The organism is Pseudomonas sp. FH1, assembly GCF_000510895.2.
Lineage (GTDB): Bacteria > Pseudomonadota > Gammaproteobacteria > Pseudomonadales > Pseudomonadaceae > Aquipseudomonas > Aquipseudomonas azotoformans_A.
Genome location: NZ_AOHM01000025.1, coordinates 103727 through 118895 on the forward strand (window position 1 = coordinate 103727; position 15169 = coordinate 118895).

The 15169-nt window shown below is 60.9% G+C and carries 15 protein-coding genes; 4 read left to right on the top strand and 11 right to left on the bottom strand.

Translation table 11 applies throughout. The annotated features are described in order from the left end of the window. Window positions 1–94 precede the first annotated feature (94 nt). Window positions 95–1873: an acyl-CoA dehydrogenase C-terminal domain-containing protein gene (locus tag H096_RS10570; protein WP_033898089.1), complete on the top strand. Its 1779-nt coding sequence runs from the start codon at window positions 95–97 to the stop codon at window positions 1871–1873. 240 nt (window positions 1874–2113) lie between these two features. Here H096_RS10570 and H096_RS10575 read toward each other — a convergent pair whose 3' ends face one another. Next, a complete protein-coding gene (locus H096_RS10575) occupies window positions 2114–3013 on the bottom strand; it encodes a LysR family transcriptional regulator (protein WP_016977852.1) in 900 nt (299 codons plus the stop codon). Between the two features lie 209 nt (window positions 3014–3222). Here H096_RS10575 and H096_RS10580 point away from each other — a divergent pair, with 209 nt between their 5' ends. Further along, window positions 3223–4485: an aminotransferase class III-fold pyridoxal phosphate-dependent enzyme gene (locus H096_RS10580; protein WP_033898090.1), complete on the top strand. Its 1263-nt coding sequence runs from the start codon at window positions 3223–3225 to the stop codon at window positions 4483–4485. A gap of 183 nt (window positions 4486–4668) precedes the next feature. After that, the gene (locus H096_RS33055; protein WP_007904205.1) at window positions 4669–4827 is read left to right on the top strand and encodes a YqaE/Pmp3 family membrane protein; all 159 of its coding nucleotides are present in this window, start codon (window positions 4669–4671) and stop codon (window positions 4825–4827) included. A 5-nt stretch (window positions 4828–4832) separates the two neighbouring features. Here the strand turns inward: H096_RS33055 and pqqE are convergent, their stop codons facing one another. The 10 genes from pqqE to H096_RS10630 all read right to left on the bottom strand — a co-directional run bounded on the left by pqqE (window position 4833) and on the right by H096_RS10630 (window position 14597). Then, window positions 4833–5963: a pyrroloquinoline quinone biosynthesis protein PqqE gene (gene pqqE / locus H096_RS10585; RefSeq protein WP_050587907.1), complete on the bottom strand. Its 1131-nt coding sequence runs from the start codon at window positions 5961–5963 to the stop codon at window positions 4833–4835. Continuing rightward, window positions 5956–6231, bottom strand: coding sequence for a pyrroloquinoline quinone biosynthesis peptide chaperone PqqD (gene pqqD / locus H096_RS10590; RefSeq protein ID WP_033898094.1), 276 nt, complete (start codon window positions 6229–6231; stop codon window positions 5956–5958). Before pqqD ends, pqqE begins: the two co-directional genes overlap by 8 nt. Next, a complete protein-coding gene (gene pqqC / locus H096_RS10595) occupies window positions 6228–6980 on the bottom strand; it encodes a pyrroloquinoline-quinone synthase PqqC (protein WP_033898096.1) in 753 nt (250 codons plus the stop codon). Before pqqC ends, pqqD begins: the two co-directional genes overlap by 4 nt. An 11-nt stretch (window positions 6981–6991) precedes the next feature. After that, the gene (gene pqqB, locus H096_RS10600) at window positions 6992–7903 is read right to left on the bottom strand and encodes a pyrroloquinoline quinone biosynthesis protein PqqB (protein WP_033898097.1); all 912 of its coding nucleotides are present in this window, start codon (window positions 7901–7903) and stop codon (window positions 6992–6994) included. A gap of 66 nt (window positions 7904–7969) precedes the next feature. Further along, a complete protein-coding gene (pqqA, locus tag H096_RS10605; protein WP_003194766.1) occupies window positions 7970–8044 on the bottom strand; it encodes a pyrroloquinoline quinone precursor peptide PqqA in 75 nt (24 codons plus the stop codon). A 159-nt stretch (window positions 8045–8203) separates the two neighbouring features. Beyond that, complete coding sequence (gene pqqF / locus H096_RS10610) at window positions 8204–10552, bottom strand: pyrroloquinoline quinone biosynthesis protein PqqF (RefSeq protein WP_033898098.1); 2349 nt, start codon at window positions 10550–10552, stop codon at window positions 8204–8206. A 48-nt stretch (window positions 10553–10600) separates the two neighbouring features. After that, complete coding sequence (locus H096_RS10615) at window positions 10601–11395, bottom strand: carbon-nitrogen hydrolase family protein (RefSeq protein ID WP_033898100.1); 795 nt, start codon at window positions 11393–11395, stop codon at window positions 10601–10603. Window positions 11396–11405: 10 nt separating this feature from the next. Continuing rightward, window positions 11406–13097: an NAD(P)/FAD-dependent oxidoreductase gene (locus H096_RS10620; protein WP_033898101.1), complete on the bottom strand. Its 1692-nt coding sequence runs from the start codon at window positions 13095–13097 to the stop codon at window positions 11406–11408. 146 nt (window positions 13098–13243) lie between these two features. Beyond that, the gene (locus H096_RS10625) at window positions 13244–13690 is read right to left on the bottom strand and encodes an Lrp/AsnC family transcriptional regulator (RefSeq protein ID WP_033898102.1); all 447 of its coding nucleotides are present in this window, start codon (window positions 13688–13690) and stop codon (window positions 13244–13246) included. Between the two features lie 37 nt (window positions 13691–13727). Next, entirely contained in the window at window positions 13728–14597 is an 870-nt protein-coding gene (locus tag H096_RS10630) for a LysR family transcriptional regulator (RefSeq protein WP_033898103.1), read from the bottom strand. A 112-nt stretch (window positions 14598–14709) separates the two neighbouring features. Here H096_RS10630 and H096_RS10635 point away from each other — a divergent pair, with 112 nt between their 5' ends. Beyond that, on the top strand, window positions 14710–15135 hold the full coding sequence (locus tag H096_RS10635) for a VOC family protein (protein WP_033898104.1): 426 nt from the start codon (window positions 14710–14712) through the stop codon (window positions 15133–15135). Window positions 15136–15169: the final 34 nt, after the last annotated feature.

The window sequence follows — 15169 nt, forward strand, 5'->3', positions numbered from 1 at the left end:
GGACCCTATGTGTCTGAAAAGTTGTTAGGGTACACTCTGAGCCTGTAAAACCGACTCTTACCGAATTACTTTTCACGTTCTCACGAGGTTTGCCATGGCTGATTACAAAGCGCCGCTGCGTGATATGCGCTTCGTCCTCAACGAAGTCTTTGAGGTCGCCACCACCTGGGCCCAATTGCCGGCATTGGCAGACACCGTTGACGCCGAAACCGTAGAGGCCATCCTCGAAGAAGCCGGCAAAGTCACCGCCAAATCCATCGCCCCGCTTAGCCGCGGTGGCGATGAACAGGGTTGCCGCTGGGACAACACCGCAGTGTTTACGCCGGATGGTTTTCCACAGGCCTACAAAACCTATGCCGAAGGCGGCTGGGTGGGTGTAGGTGGTGACCCGATGTTTGGCGGCATGGGCATGCCCAAGGCGGTGTCGGCCCAGGTTGAAGAGATGATCAACTCGTCCAGCCTGGCGTTTGGTTTGTACCCGATGCTCACCTCCGGCGCCTGCGTGTCGATCAACACCCACGCCAGCGAAGCACTGAAAGCCGCTTATCTGCCGAAGATGTATTCCGGCGAATGGGCTGGCTCCATGTGCCTGACCGAGGCCCATGCCGGTACTGACCTGGGGATTATCCGCACCAAGGCCGAGCCACAGGCGGACGGTTCCTACAAAGTCAGCGGCACCAAGATCTTTATCACCGGCGGTGAACACGACCTCACCGACAACATCATCCATCTGGTGCTGGCCAAGCTGCCGGACGCACCGGCCGGTCCCAAGGGCATCTCACTGTTTCTGGTGCCGAAGTTCATGGTCAATGCCGACGGCAGCCTGGGCGCACGTAACACCGTGAGTTGTGGTTCCATCGAGCACAAGATGGGGATCCAGGCGTCGGCGACCTGCGTGATGAACTTCGACGAGGCCGTGGGTTACCTGGTGGGCGAACCGAACCGGGGCTTGGCGGCGATGTTCACCATGATGAACTACGAGCGACTGGGTGTAGGCATCCAGGGCCTGGCATCCGGCGAGCGTTCCTACCAGAACGCCATCGACTATGCGCGCGACCGCGTGCAAAGCCGTGCGCTAACCGGGGCTCAGCACAAAGACAAAGTGGCCGACCCGATCATCGTGCACCCCGACGTGCGCCGCATGTTGCTCACCATGAAGGCCGCGAACGAAGGTGGCCGGGCGTTCTCCACCTATGTGGCGACGCAGCTGGACATCGCCAAGTTCAGCGACGACGCTGCTGCGCGTGAGCGTGCCGATAACCTCGTCGCGCTGTTGACCCCGGTAGCCAAGGCGTTCTTGAGCGACCTGGGCCTGGAAACCACTGTGCTCGGCCAACAGGTGTTCGGCGGCCATGGCTACATTCGCGAGTGGGGCCAGGAGCAACTGGTGCGTGATGTGCGCATCACTCAGATCTACGAAGGCACCAACGGCATCCAGGCGCTGGATTTGATGGGGCGCAAGATCGTCGGCAGCGGCGGGGCGTTCTATACCCTGTTTGCCGATGAAATCCGCGCGTTCATTGCCTCGGCGGGTGCCGAGTTGACGGAGTTCACCAAGCCGCTGGGCGCAGCAGTGGATAACCTGGATGAGTTGACCGCCTGGGTGCTGGACCGCGCCAAGACCAACCCGAATGAAATCGGCGCGGCGTCGGTGGAGTATTTGCACGCCTTTGGCTACATGGCCTACGCCTACATGTGGGCGCGCATGGCCAAGGCTGCGCTGGGCAAGGAGTCTGAAGAAGACTTCTACGCCAGCAAATTGGGCACTGCGCGCTTCTACTTTGCGCGCCTGTTGCCACGTATCCATTCGCTGAGTGCGTCGGTAAAAGCCGGTAGCGAATCGCTGTTCCTGCTGGACGAGGCCCTGTTCTAAGGGCTTGGAGGGCGTGTAAGCATTCTCTTACATGACGTGCTGCTAATCGTCCTCTATCGCCAGATTGGATCCACGGATAATCTACTTCACATGGACGTCGCGCAGGAAGCGCAAAGCAACAACACGGACACGTAGGATTCTGCCAGGACGGCGGAGTGAAATGGATGTCAGGGAAACAGTCTGCAAAGCCCCGCTTCGGCGGGGTTTTCTTTTGCCCGCGAAAAAGTCAGCTCCTTGAGTTCAGGGCTGCGCCTGCGGGGCGTTCATCACGTCTTCCAGCAGGGTGCGCAGCAACGCCACCGTTGCCTGCTGGCGTTGCACATCGCGGCACACCAGGCCGACTTTCAGCGGCACCCTGGGTTCACTCAAGGGTTTCCACAGCAGCGACTGGCTGTTGTGTTCGTCTTGAGAGCGGCCCGGCAGCACCGTCGCCAGTTTTGTGTGGGGCAGGCTGTCGAGAATCCCCACCATGGTGTTCAGCTCCGCCTGTACTTGCGGGCGTCTTCCGAGGTTGGACAGCTGTCCTTGCCAGATCTGCCGGACCTGGAACTCTTCCCCCAGCAGCAACATCGGCAGCTCCGCCGCCTGCTTCAGCGAGACTTTCTTGAATTCCCGCAACGGGTGATCCTCGGGGATGACCACCTTCAGTTCATCTTCATACAGCAACACGCCATGCAGCCCCGGCTGGCGCGGCGGCAAGTAGCTGATGCCGATATCCAGCGAGCCGTTGAGCAGTCGGCGCTCGATCTCAAGCCCGGTCAATTCGTAGATCTGTACCACCAGATGTGGCTGGGCTTTGCGCACGCGCTCCAGCATCTGCGGCACCAGGCTGGTGTGCACGGTTTGCAGCACGCCGATAGCCAGCGTGCGCATCGCCTGACCCTTGAAGTTGCGCAAGGCTTCAACCGCCTGTTGCATGCCGTCGATCAATGGCAGCGCGTGGTTGTACAGCGTGTGCGCCGCCAGTGTCGGCAGCAGGCGCTTGCTGCTGCGTTCGAACAGGCTCACATCCAGGTTCTGTTCCAGTTGGCGAATCTGCTGGGACAGCGCCGGTTGGGAGATCGACAGACGCTCGGCGGCACGGCCTACGTGGCCCTCCTCATACACCGCGACGAAATAACGCAGTTGCTTGAAATCCATAAGACTTACTTATCGAAAAAGCTGGAAAAACGAAATGGCTGTTGGCCCTTGAGGCGCCTAGTCTAGCGCCTATTCGCAGGGCTTACAGGGCCGGATCGGGCAATGAACAGCGTTTATGTTGATAGCGTTTACATAGGCAAGGCAAAAAACCTCAAGGCAGCACAGGCGTATCGCACCGACCAAGGTCCGATTGCTATTGGGGGTGAGCTATGAATCTGTTTCGTCGCCCCGCGCCGAGCCTGGACGATTTGATTTTCGAAGCGCCCAGCGATACTTCTTCCAGTGACTCCCTAATGCCCTCCGTCGCCCGCCCTCCGCAAGTTTTCGTACGCGGCCAGGGTTCTTGGCTGTGGGACAGCGAGGACCGTGCCTACCTGGATTTCAGTCAGGGCAACGCGGCCAACAGCCTCGGCCACAGCCCTCAAGTGCTGATCAAGGCACTGGCCGACCAGACCAAGGCGCTGATCAACCCCGGCAACGGCCTGCATAACCGCGCTCAACTCAACCTCGCTGAGCGCCTGTGCCATCGCACCGGCAGCGATCAGGCATACCTGCTCAACAGCGGCGCTGAAGCCGTTGAAGCCGCGATCAAGTTGGCGCGCAAATGGGGCCAGCTGCATCGCGGGGGAGCGTATCGCATCCTCAGTGCCAGCGCCGGTTGCCATGGCCGCAGTTTTGCAGCGATGTCGGCGTCGGCGGGTGGTCCAGAAAACCGTTTCGAACCGCAATTGCCCGGCTTCAGCCATGTGCCCTTCAACGACCTGCCGGCGCTGCATGCGGCCGTCGACGCGCAAACCGTCGCCATCCTGCTCGAACCGATCCAGGGCGAAGCGGGCGTCATCCCTGCGACCGAGCATTACCTCAAAGGCGTTGAGCGCTTGTGCCATGAACTGGGGATCCTGCTGATCCTCGACGAAGTGCAAACCGGCATGGGTCGCTGCGGCACCTTGCTCGCCGAGCAGCAATACGGCGTGCGTGCCGACATCATCACCCTCGGCAAAGGCCTGGGCGGCGGGGTGCCCCTTGCAGCGCTGCTGGCGCGGGGCAAAGCCTGTTGTTTCGACGTGGGCGAGTTGGACGGTACTCACCACGGTAACGCACTGATGGCATCGGCCGGGCTGGCGGTACTCGATGCCGTGCTGGAACACGGCTTTATGGATCACGTGGGTGAGTCCGGCGTGTACCTGGGCGAAGGTCTTGCCCGCCTGGCCTACCGCTACGACCACGGTCAACTGCGTGGCCACGGCCTGATGTGGGGCCTGACGTTGTCGGAAGATTCTGCGGAGGCTGTCGTAAAGGCAGCGTTGCACGAAGGCCTGATCCTCAATGCCCCGCAACCCAACTGCCTGCGCTTCACCCCGGCCCTGACCGTGAGCAAAAGCAACATTGACGAAATGCTCCTGCGTCTGGCCCGCGCCTTCTCCCGCGTGCGCACCGCCCAACTGCAATGCCGCAAGGGCATCGCCGTTTAACCCCCTATTCCTGAACCGTCTCGCGGTCTACGCGGCGCCTCCGGCCTGATTCTTTTGGCTGGGGGCGTTTTTTTGCCTGTGCAATGACGGATGGCCCAACGCCAGATCCCACTGAACCCTCACGAACGCCCAAGGTCGATTAGCTACACGGCTCACACGAGCCGATTTTCTGGAGCTGACCCCATGGATTTCATTCGTATCATCATCGCCATTCTGTTGCCGCCACTGGGTGTGTTCCTGCAAGTGGGTTTCGCTGGCGCGTTCTGGCTGAATATCCTGCTGACCCTGTGCGGCTACATCCCTGGCATCGTGCACGCGGTGTACATCATCGCCAAGCGCTGAGGCCGTCAGCCTTTTGCGATGAGCCGTGAGTTGCGCTCGTTGCGAAAGGCCAACTGCTCGATGGTCTGGGTGGCGTGTTCGGCTTCTTCCCGCGCTTGCAGGATGATGCCGTGCTGCTCGGACTTGCTGCACACCGGGTCGGCATTGCTTGCGTCCCCCGTGAGCATGAAGGCCTGGCATCGGCAGCCGCCGAAGTCCTTTTCCTTTTCATCGCATGACCGGCATGGCTCGGGCATCCAGTCGTAGCCGCGAAAGCGGTTGAAGCCGAACGAGTCGTACCAGATGTGCTGCATGCTGTGGTCGCGCACGTTGGGAAATTGCACCGGCATCTGTCGGGCGCCGTGACAGGGCAGGGCGGTACCGTCCGGGGTCACCGTCAGAAAGATACTGCCCCAGCCGTTCATGCAGGCTTTCGGGCGTTCCTCGTAGTAATCCGGGGTGACGAAAATCAACTTGCACGGGTGACCTTCGGCTTCCAGCTTGGCGCGGTATTCGTTGGTGATGCGTTCGGCGCGCACTAGTTGCGCCTGGGTCGGTAATAGTCCGACACGATTGAGCTGGGCCCAACCGTAGAACTGGCAGGTGGCGAGTTCGACGAAGTCCGCTTCCAGCGCAATACACAGCTCGATGATGCGGTCGATCTTGTCGATATTGTGCCGATGGGTGACGAAGTTCAGCACCATCGGGTAACCATGTGCCTTCACCGCACGGGCCATTTCCAACTTTTGCGCGAAGGCTTTTTTCGAGCCGGCCAGCAGGTTGTTCACCTGTTCGTCGCTGGCCTGGAAGCTGATCTGGATATGGTCCAGGCCGGCTTTCTTGAAGTCGCTGATTTTCTGTTCGGTCAGGCCGATGCCGGAGGTGATCAGGTTGGTGTAGAACCCCAGCCTGCGCGCTTCGGCGATCAGCTCGGCCAAGTCTTGACGCACCAACGGCTCACCGCCGGAAAACCCCAATTGTGCGGCCCCCATCTCGCGGGCTTCGCGAAACACCTTGAACCATTGCTCGGTACTCAGCTCCTTGCCCTGCTCGGCAAAGTCCAACGGGTTGGAGCAATACGGGCATTGCAACGGGCAGCGGTAGGTCAGCTCGGCCAGTAGCCACAGCGGCAAGCCAACCGGCGGTTTTTCAGGCAAGGGTAATCCAGTGCTCTGCACGGGCGACCTCCATGAAATCCTCGATGTCTTTACCGAGTTCTGGCACGCCGGGGAACTGTTTATCCAGCTCAGCGATGATCGCCGCCACGTCGCGCTCGCCGTCGATCAAACCACCGATCAGCGCAGCGCTGTCGTTGAGCTTGATCATGCCCTCGGGATAAAGCAGCACATGGCCTTTTTGCGCGGGCTCGTACTGGTAGCGATAGCCCTGGCGCCAGGTGGGTTTCTTGCTGCGATCAAAGCTCATAGGGGGATCCCTTTATGCCACACCCGTTGGTCGGTCACGCTGTGATACGGCGGGCGTTTGAGTTCGTAGGCCATGCTCATGGCGTCCAGCATGCTCCACAAAATATCCAGTTTGAACTGGAGAATTTCCAGCATGCGTTCCTGGCCTTCACGGGTGGTGTAGTGCTGCAACGTGATCGCCAAGCCGTGCTCCACATCACGACGGGCCTGGCCCAGGCGGGTGCGGAAATATTCATAACCGGCCGGGTCGATCCACGGGTAATGCTGCGGCCAGCTGTCGAGGCGCGATTGGTGGATTTGCGGCGCGAACAATTCGGTCAGCGAGCTACTGGCGGCTTCCTGCCAACTGGCGCGGCGGGCGAAGTTGACATAGGCGTCTACCGCGAATCGTACGCCGGGCAGTACCAATTCCTGCGAACGCAGTTGGCCCGGGTCGAGGCCCACAGCCTGGCCCAGGCGCAGCCAGGCTTCGATACCGCCGTCTTCACCGGGGGCGCCGTCGTGGTCGAGCAGGCGCTGGATCCACTCGCGGCGGATCTCGCGGTCTGGGCAGTTGGCCAGGATCGCGGCGTCTTTCAGGGGGATGTTCACCTGATAGTAGAAACGGTTGGCAACCCAGCCCTGGATCTGCTCGCGAGTCGCGCGGCCTTCGTACATCGCCACGTGGTACGGGTGATGGATATGGTAGAAGGCGCCCTTGGCACGCAGGGCGGCTTCGAATTCGGTGGTGGTCAATGGCGTGTCAGTCATGTCGGTCGCTCCTACAATTCAATGCTCATGCCGTCGTAAGCCACTTCGACATTGCGTCGCACCAGTTCCGCTCGCTCGGGGGAGTCTTCATCGAGGATCGGGTTGGTGTTGTTGATGTGGATAAGCACTTTGCGCTGCTCGGGCAATTTCTCCAGCACTTCCAGCATGCCGCCGGGGCCGTTTTGCGCCAGATGGCCCATTTCGCGGCCAGTGCGGGTGCCCACGCCACGGCGTTGCATTTCGTCGTCGTCCCACATCGTGCCGTCCACCAGCAGGCAGTCGCTGCCGGCCATGATCTCCAGCAATGGCGCGTCGACCTTGCCCAGCCCCGGCGCGTAGAACAGTTTGCCGCCGGTGCGCAGGTCTTCGACGATCAGGCCGATGTTGTCGCCGGGGTGCGGGTCGAAGCGGTGCGGCGAGTAGGGCGGTGCGGCGCTGCGCAGTGGCAGTGGGGTGAAGCGCAGGTTGGGGCAGGCCGGGATTGTGAAGCTGGCGTCCAGCTCGATGCGGTTCCAGGCCAGGCCGCCGTTCCAGTGGGTGAGCATGGTGAACAGCGGGAAGCCGGTGCTCAGGTCTTCATGGACCATGTCGGTGCACCACACCTGGTGCGGGCAGCCTTCGCGCAGGCTCAACAGGCCGGTGGTGTGGTCGATCTGGCTGTCCATCAGGATGATTGCGCTGATGCCGGTGTCCCGCAGGGCGCGGCCGGGTTGCATCGGTGCAAAGCCCTGGAGTTGCGCGCGGATATCCGGCGAGGCGTTGCACAGGACCCAGTTCACACCGTCGTCGGAGATCGCGATGGACGACTGGGTACGCGCTTGGGCCCGCAGGCTGCCATCACGAAAACCCGCGCAGTTCACGCAGTTGCAGTTCCACTGCGGGAACCCACCGCCGGCGGCGGAACCTAGAATCTGGACAAACATGGCAGCTCCATCAAGCTCAAAACAAAAACGCCCCGGGCGAACCGAGGCGTTGTATTACCCAGCGGATTAACGGCTGGCGAAGTACATGGTGACTTCGAAACCGATGCGCAGATCAGTGTAAGCAGGTTTGGACCAGGTCATATTCTTACTCCTACGAATGGATGGGACGTTTACTACCAAGTAATACATATAGTCCACCTCCAGTCGGAGATGTTCAGATGTGTGCGTAGGAATGTTACGCAATTCTTTTCAAGTTAGCGCTGTCTTGGTGGAAAAAGCCTTTTGCAGGGGCGGCAATGATCAGTCTGCCGCTTGCCAGATTTTCGAGATACGCGGGCCGTTGGCCACGCAACGCCAGCCGCCTGCGGCGTCGTTCAATTGCTGGGCGGCAAGCTGCACTGCTTCGCGGGCGCAGGTTTGGATGTGGGATTGAAGGTCGGTCAGGTATCCCGACGAGTGGCCCGCCAAATGGGCATGCCACAGCAGCTCGGCGGCTTGGGCGTTGGGCAGTGTCTGTGCTGAGAATTGCTGCGCCAACGCCGTGTTGCCCAAGTCGTCGCTGCTATCGATCAGTGTCGGCAGTTGTTTCAGGAATACTTGCAGGTGATCAACGATGACTTCCCGCGGCACGCTGGGGGATTGCACGCCGAATAGCAGGCCGGTCTGGCCATTGATCTGCCGGATACCGCTGAACACCGCGTAGCCGATTTGCAGCTCAACGCGCAGGCGCTGGTAGAACGGGCCTTGGATCAGATGGCCAAGCAGTCGCCAGGCGGCTTCATCCGCCAGGGACTGACTTGGCGTTGGGCAAAACAGCAGCAATGCGGCTTCGTCAGAATCGGTTTTTATCGCGTGCCAGATACGTTCGCCGCTGAGAGGTGGCGCGGCGTGAGTGAGATTCGCGGGCTGCCCTGGCAGACGGGCTGCTGCTGTCTTGATCGCGGCTTCTTGGGCGGCGGAGAAGCCCAGGCCCAGCCCTTGCCAGCGTGCGGAGGCCCACGATGCGGATTCTGGATTGGGATTGTTACCGTTGCAGCAAGCGGACAGTGCCTTGAGCAATTCACGGATGGCAATCATCTGCGGTGAGTTGGGTGGGGCCTCTTGCGGTTGATTCAGGCTTTGCGCCAACGCGTCCAGCACCGCCGGCATGGGCTCCTGCAGCCCGATCATTTTCACCTGCCAGTCCTGGCCCAAGCTTTCGAACGACAATTCGACGCCTGCCTGACGGGCATTCTCACGTAACGGCTGCAAAGTGTTTTCCAGGCCGGAAGGCGCTGAGCGCCATTGCAGATACAGCGCACCTTCATCGCCATCGCCTGCCAATGCCTGGCTGAATGCCAGCGCCGACACTTCCCTACGTCCACGGGAGCGATCCTGCGCAAAGGTGCGCAAGCCCCGGTGAGCGCTGGTCTGGCCGCGAATCAGGCCGGCGCGTTCTTCCTTGGCCGGTGGGCGCAGGAATGGGTTGTTCGGTGGCAGTTGCCATGAGTGCTCGGAGGGCGGCAGGTGCAGCGAATCAAGCAGGGCCTTGAGGGCGACGACGTCCTGTTCCGACAGGCCTTTGCTGTCGTTTCGAGCCAAGGCCAGGGGGCCTTGGACCTGCTGTTGACGCGCGGCCAGCAGCGCGAACTCTTCCCGCAGTGAGGTCCAGTCGCTGTGTGCGAAAAAGCTCAACCAGTCGTGCAGCAACGCCTCGATTTGCGTAGCCGATTCGCCTGGGGTGGTGAAGTCGATATCCAACACAGCCTGCCCGACGAAGTCATAAATCACAGACGCCTGCAGGGTAGCCGCCAGTTGCCGCGTCTTCAATTCAGCCAGCAATCCGCCGGGTGCCGAGGCGTTAAGCCAGGTGCAGAGAAACGCCAATGCTTCCCGTGGCGCATTGCAGGCGATGACGTAGTGCAGGTGATGGTGGGTGGTGTGCTGATAGCTCCGCGCATCGCCCTGCATCAATGCCGGTGGAGCGGATTGTGGGCGTAGCGGTCCTGAGGTGAGTTGCTCGCTGAACGACTGTGCCAAGGCTTCCAACGCTTCCAGTGACTGCGGACCCGCCAGGCTCAAGGTCATCTGCCCGCTCTGATAGAACTGTGTGTGGAATTCCTGCAACGCCTGCTGAAATGCCTCACGCTCCACCGGCAGGCTGTCGCGGTTGCCTGCATGGAAGCCCCGCAGCGGATGATCCGCCGCCAGCCCTTCCAGCAACGCGACCTGCTGCTGCGCCTTGGCATCGCGGGACCAGGCGACAAACTCGGCGTGCAGCACCTCGCGCTCACGCAACTGGTCCTCCAGCGCTAGGTGCGGGTGGCTCAGCATGTCAGCCAAACGCTCCAATCCACCGGCAGACAGTGCAACTGGCAGCTCAAAGAAAAATTCCGTGGTGTGCTCACGGGTACTGGCATTGATCTGACCCCCATGACGTTGCACGTAGGCCATCAACCCTTCGTTCGTGGGAAAACGATCGGTGCCCAGGAACAGCAAATGCTCCAGGAAATGCGCCAACCCCGGCCAAGCCAGCGGCACGTCATGGCTGCCTGCGGCTACGCGCAAAACGGCGGCGCAACGTTTCAGGCGTGGCGCATGCTGCAAGGAAACCCGCAAGCCATTGGCGAGGGTCAGGTGAAGCTGATGAGGGGGGGCCGGCGCAGGCATGGGCACTTCCGAAACGTGGGATGTGCCTATGCTAACAAACCGGCTGGATCAGGGCTTGTGCAGCACGCCGTATAACTCTGGGCGACGGTCCTGCAAGTAGTGATTGGCGGCGCGGGCCTCCAGGATCGACTGACGATCCAGCTCCCCGACGATCAAGGCTTCATCCAGGCCCGCCTGGGCAATGCGCTGGCCATTCGGCGCGGCGATGCTGCTTTGCCCGCAATACTGGATCTCGCCTTCGTGCCCGCAATAGTTGGCGTAGGCCACATAACATTGGTTCTCGAAGGCCCGCGCCCGCACGGTGACGTCGGCAACAAAGTCGAACGGCACCATATTGGCGGTGGGCACCAGGATCAGTTCGGCACCGGCGAGGGCCAGGCGCCGGGTGTTTTCCGGGAACTCAAGGTCATAGCAGATCAGGAAACCCAGCTTCCAGCCGTTGAGCTCCACCAGCGGGAAATCATCGCCGCCGGCACTGAACATCGAGTGGTCCAGATCGCCAAACAGGTGGGTCTTGCGGTAGTTGCACAAGCGCTGGCCGTGGGCGTCGATCAACTGCACAGCATTGTAGATCTGGCCATCCTCGGCCCGCTCCGGGTAACCGTACAGAATCGCCAGCCCTACACGTTTGGCCAGTTCGGCGATCGCCTGTGCCGACGGTCCATCCTGCGTTTCGGCCAAGGCGCCAACCGCCTCGGCGCCGATGTTATAGCCGGTGAGGAACATCTCCGGCAGCACCAGCACATCGGCGCCGAACGCCTCATGCGCCAAAGCGTGCAGGCGCTTGAGGTTGCCGGCCACATCCAGCGGCAACGGTGGGCATTGGTACAGGGCGACGCGCATGTTCAACTCCTTAGTCGGCCAGGGCGATCGGCCCGATTTCATCGAATACGTCACCCGGCCCAGGGTTCTCTGGGTGAGTGCTGCCACCGAAGTGGGTCATGATGCCCCACACCGCATTCAGCGAAGTCTGTACTGCGCCCTCGACCCAGGCTGGGGTCCACGACACATCATCACCGGCGATAAAAATCCCACGTTGTTCGGCGGGCATGTCCTTCTGCATGAAGTGCGCATACATGCGCTGGTTGTAGCGATAGTGGCCCGGCAGTGCGCCTTTGAAGGCCCCGAGGAAATGCGGGTCGGCTTCCCATGACACGGTGATCGGGTCACCGATGATGCGCGCCTTGATATCGACTTTCGGGTAGATCTTTTTCAGGGCGTCGAGGGCCAGTTTTACGCGTTTGTCGATGGGCTGCGGCAGCATTTTCAGGGCGTCGCTCATCCACGAATAAGACAGGCAGATCACCCCTGGCTTGTCGTCGCCGTTATCGAACAGGTAGGTGCCACGGGTCAGGCGATCGGTGAGGGTCATGCTCATCAGGTCGCGGCCGGTTTCAGGGTCTTTGTCTTTCCAGAACGGGCGGTCGACCATCACGAAGGTTTTCGACGATTGCATGTAGCGCGTGCGGTCCAGGGCCATCCACATCTTTTGCGAGAACAGGGTTTCGTCGCATTCGATCTGAGTGGTCAGCAGCCAGCTTTGGCAGGTGGTCAGCACTGCGGCGTATTCGCGGGTGTCGCCATAGTTGTCGGTGACGGCGAAACGGCCATCGGCGGCATGGGCGATGCGCTTCACCCCGGCCCGTGGCGCGCCGCGATGCAGCGAGCTCAGGCTGGTGCCGGCCGGCCAGTGGGCGCAGCGCTCCGGTACATGGCGCCAGATGCCCATCGGCACCTGGGCCACACCGCCGACCACCAAGTGTTGATGGTCGTCGCAGTTGGTCATCACCACACGGAAGATTTCCAGCATGGAGTTGGGGAAGTCTGAGTCCCAGCCGCCAGTGCCAAAACCGACCTGGCCGAAGACTTCGCGGTGCAGGAATGACAGCTTGGCGAACGCCTTGGAGGTCGCGACGAAGTCGTAGAAGGTGCGGTCATCCCACAGTGGCACCAGTTTGTTCCATAGCTCCTTGAGGCGGGGCACGTCACGGTCGCGGATGGCCTGCTGGATATCGCCGAACTGCGACCCGGCTTCCAGGGCATCGGCCCAGGCGTCCGCCACTTCTTGGAACAGCACCGGCAAGTCGGAGAGTTTTTGCGCGTAGTGGGTCTGGCCTTCAAGGTCGATGACCGTACTGCCGGACGCCGGGGTCAGTGGGTTGGGGAAAGGTTTGGTTTCCAGCCCCAGCTTATCGACATAGTGGTAGAACGCAGTGGACGACACCGGAAAGCGCATGCCGCCTAGCTCGGCAATGATGCCTTCGGCACCTTCGAAGGCTTGGGAGCGCAGGCGGCCACCCATTTTCGAGGCTTCGTATACTACTGGCTTGAGACCGAGCTTCATCAGCTCGTAGGCGGCCACCAGGCCCGCGATCCCCGCGCCGACGATCGCCACTTCGGCACCGTGGTTGGCGGCGGGGATGCTGCCGAGGCCGGCCGGGTGTTCGATCCAGTCATCAAAGGCAAACGGAAAGTCTGGGCCAAAGATGGTGATGGGCTTTTTACCGTCTGCAGGGTGGCGATTGTTTTTGTTGAACGTGTTCATGGCTGACCTTGCTGGATACCCGGCGGGGCACGACCCGCTGAGTATAGGAAAAGATGGCAGCCAGTTTAGGGAGCGTTGCGTACGTTAATAAGACGCAATGTGTCGTCGGATTGATCTATTTTTAGTCAGAGTGACGAAGCTTGTGGTCAAACTGGCTGACCGCGATCCAATTTGTTGCTGAGGATGATCGAAGTCGTGGTTTTCTCCACGCCGTCCACGCTGCCGATCTGGTCGAGCAATTGGTCCAACTGCTCAGGCGAATCCGTGCGCAGCCAGGCGACGTAATCGAACTCGCCACTCACAGCGCACAGCTGCTGCACCTGGGCCATGGCGCTTAACCGGCGCAACACCTCTTTGCCAGAGCGCGGTTGCACGGTGATGCCCACGTAGGCTTGCAAACCTCCGTCCGACACCCGCTGGCTCAGGCGCACGCCATAGCCGGTGATCACCTGGGTTTTCTCCAGGCGCGCCAGGCGAGAGGTCACCGTGGTGCGCGCGATGCCCAACTGCCGGGCGAGCATGGCCACGCTTTCGCGGGCGTTGATCTGCAAGGCGGCGATCAGTTGGCGATCGATTTCATCTAGGGCGGGCAAGGTGAGGGCTCCGAAACGGGGGCAATAAACAGGCATCTTACAGGCTGGCGTCCGCGAGCAGGCAGCGGGCAAACAGTTGCGGTACAGGGAGTTGGCGCTGGTTGTAGCGGCTGAGCAGGATGATTTCGCGGTAAAAGGTCAGGCTGCCCAGTGGGATAATTCGTACCTTGGGCGAGCGTTCCAGCCACAACCCGGCCTGAGGAATCAGCGATACACCCAGGCCGCACTCGACCATCTTGACGATGGCCTCCAACTCGTCCAACTCCAGCGCCACCTGCACGTCAAGCTTCTGCTCACGCAGGAATCGGCTGACCAACCGACCACCAAATGAGGCCCGGTCATAACGCACGTGAGGCTGCGTCGCGAGCAGTTGCAGAGGGTTATCACCCGCTAGCCTGTTAGGCACGATCAGCACAAACGGCTCCTTGCGCAGCACCTGCACATGCAACTCCTTGGGCAGGTCGAAGGGCGGACGGATGATGATGGCCGAGTCCAATTCGCCTGCATCTACTTGGCTCAACAGATCCAGGGACACACCCGGTATCAGCTTGCACTCCACCGCCGGCGCCGCCTGGCGCAAACGCACCAGCGCCTGGGGCAGCAAACCGGTTTGCGCGGTGGTGATGGCGCCGACTTTCAACTCGCCCCGGTACTCGTTGGCATCCACCGGTACCGCCATGCGGTTGAAGGTTTCCAGAATCTCCTTGGCCAGCGGCAGTGCGCGTAGCCCGGCAGCATTCAGCGTGGCCTGGCGTCCGGTGCGGTCGAACAACGGCACGCCGAGGGCCTGCTCCAATTGACGAATCTGTGCACTGACCGCCGACTGCGTCAGTCCGATATGCATACCCGCCGCCGCAAACGTGCCGTGCCGGGTTACCGCAATAAAGGTTTTCAGTTCGCGCAGCATGGGTCTCTCGATTGATCGAAATAATTTGAGCTCGACGCAAAAACTATCGTCTTTTCATCGCAAGGAGCAAGGCTAAACTCGATGCACTTAACGCCCATAGAGGTTTGAACTGATGACACTTGCGCCTTTTCACCTGGCAATTCCGGTATTCGACCTGGCCGCCGCGCGGCACTTCTACGGCGACGTCTTCGGCCTGGAAGAAGGCCGCTCCAGCGACCATTGGGTCGACTTCAACTTCTTTGGCCACCAATTGGTGATCCACGAACACCCGAAAACTGCCTCGCAGGAGGCCGCCCACACCAATGCCGTAGACGGCCACGATGTGCCTGTGCCGCACTTTGGCGTGGTGCTGGGCTGGGACGATTGGCATGCCTTGGCGGAGCGCTTGCAGGCGCGGCAAACCCGGTTCGTGCTGGAACCGCATATTCGGTTCAAGGGGCAGGTGGGGGAGCAGGCAACGCTGTTTCTGTTTGATCCGTGCGGGAATGCGCTGGAGTTCAAGGCGTTCAGGGATATTGGGCAGTTGTTTGCGAAATGAGGCTGCCAGACACACAAAAGCCGCGCAATGCGCG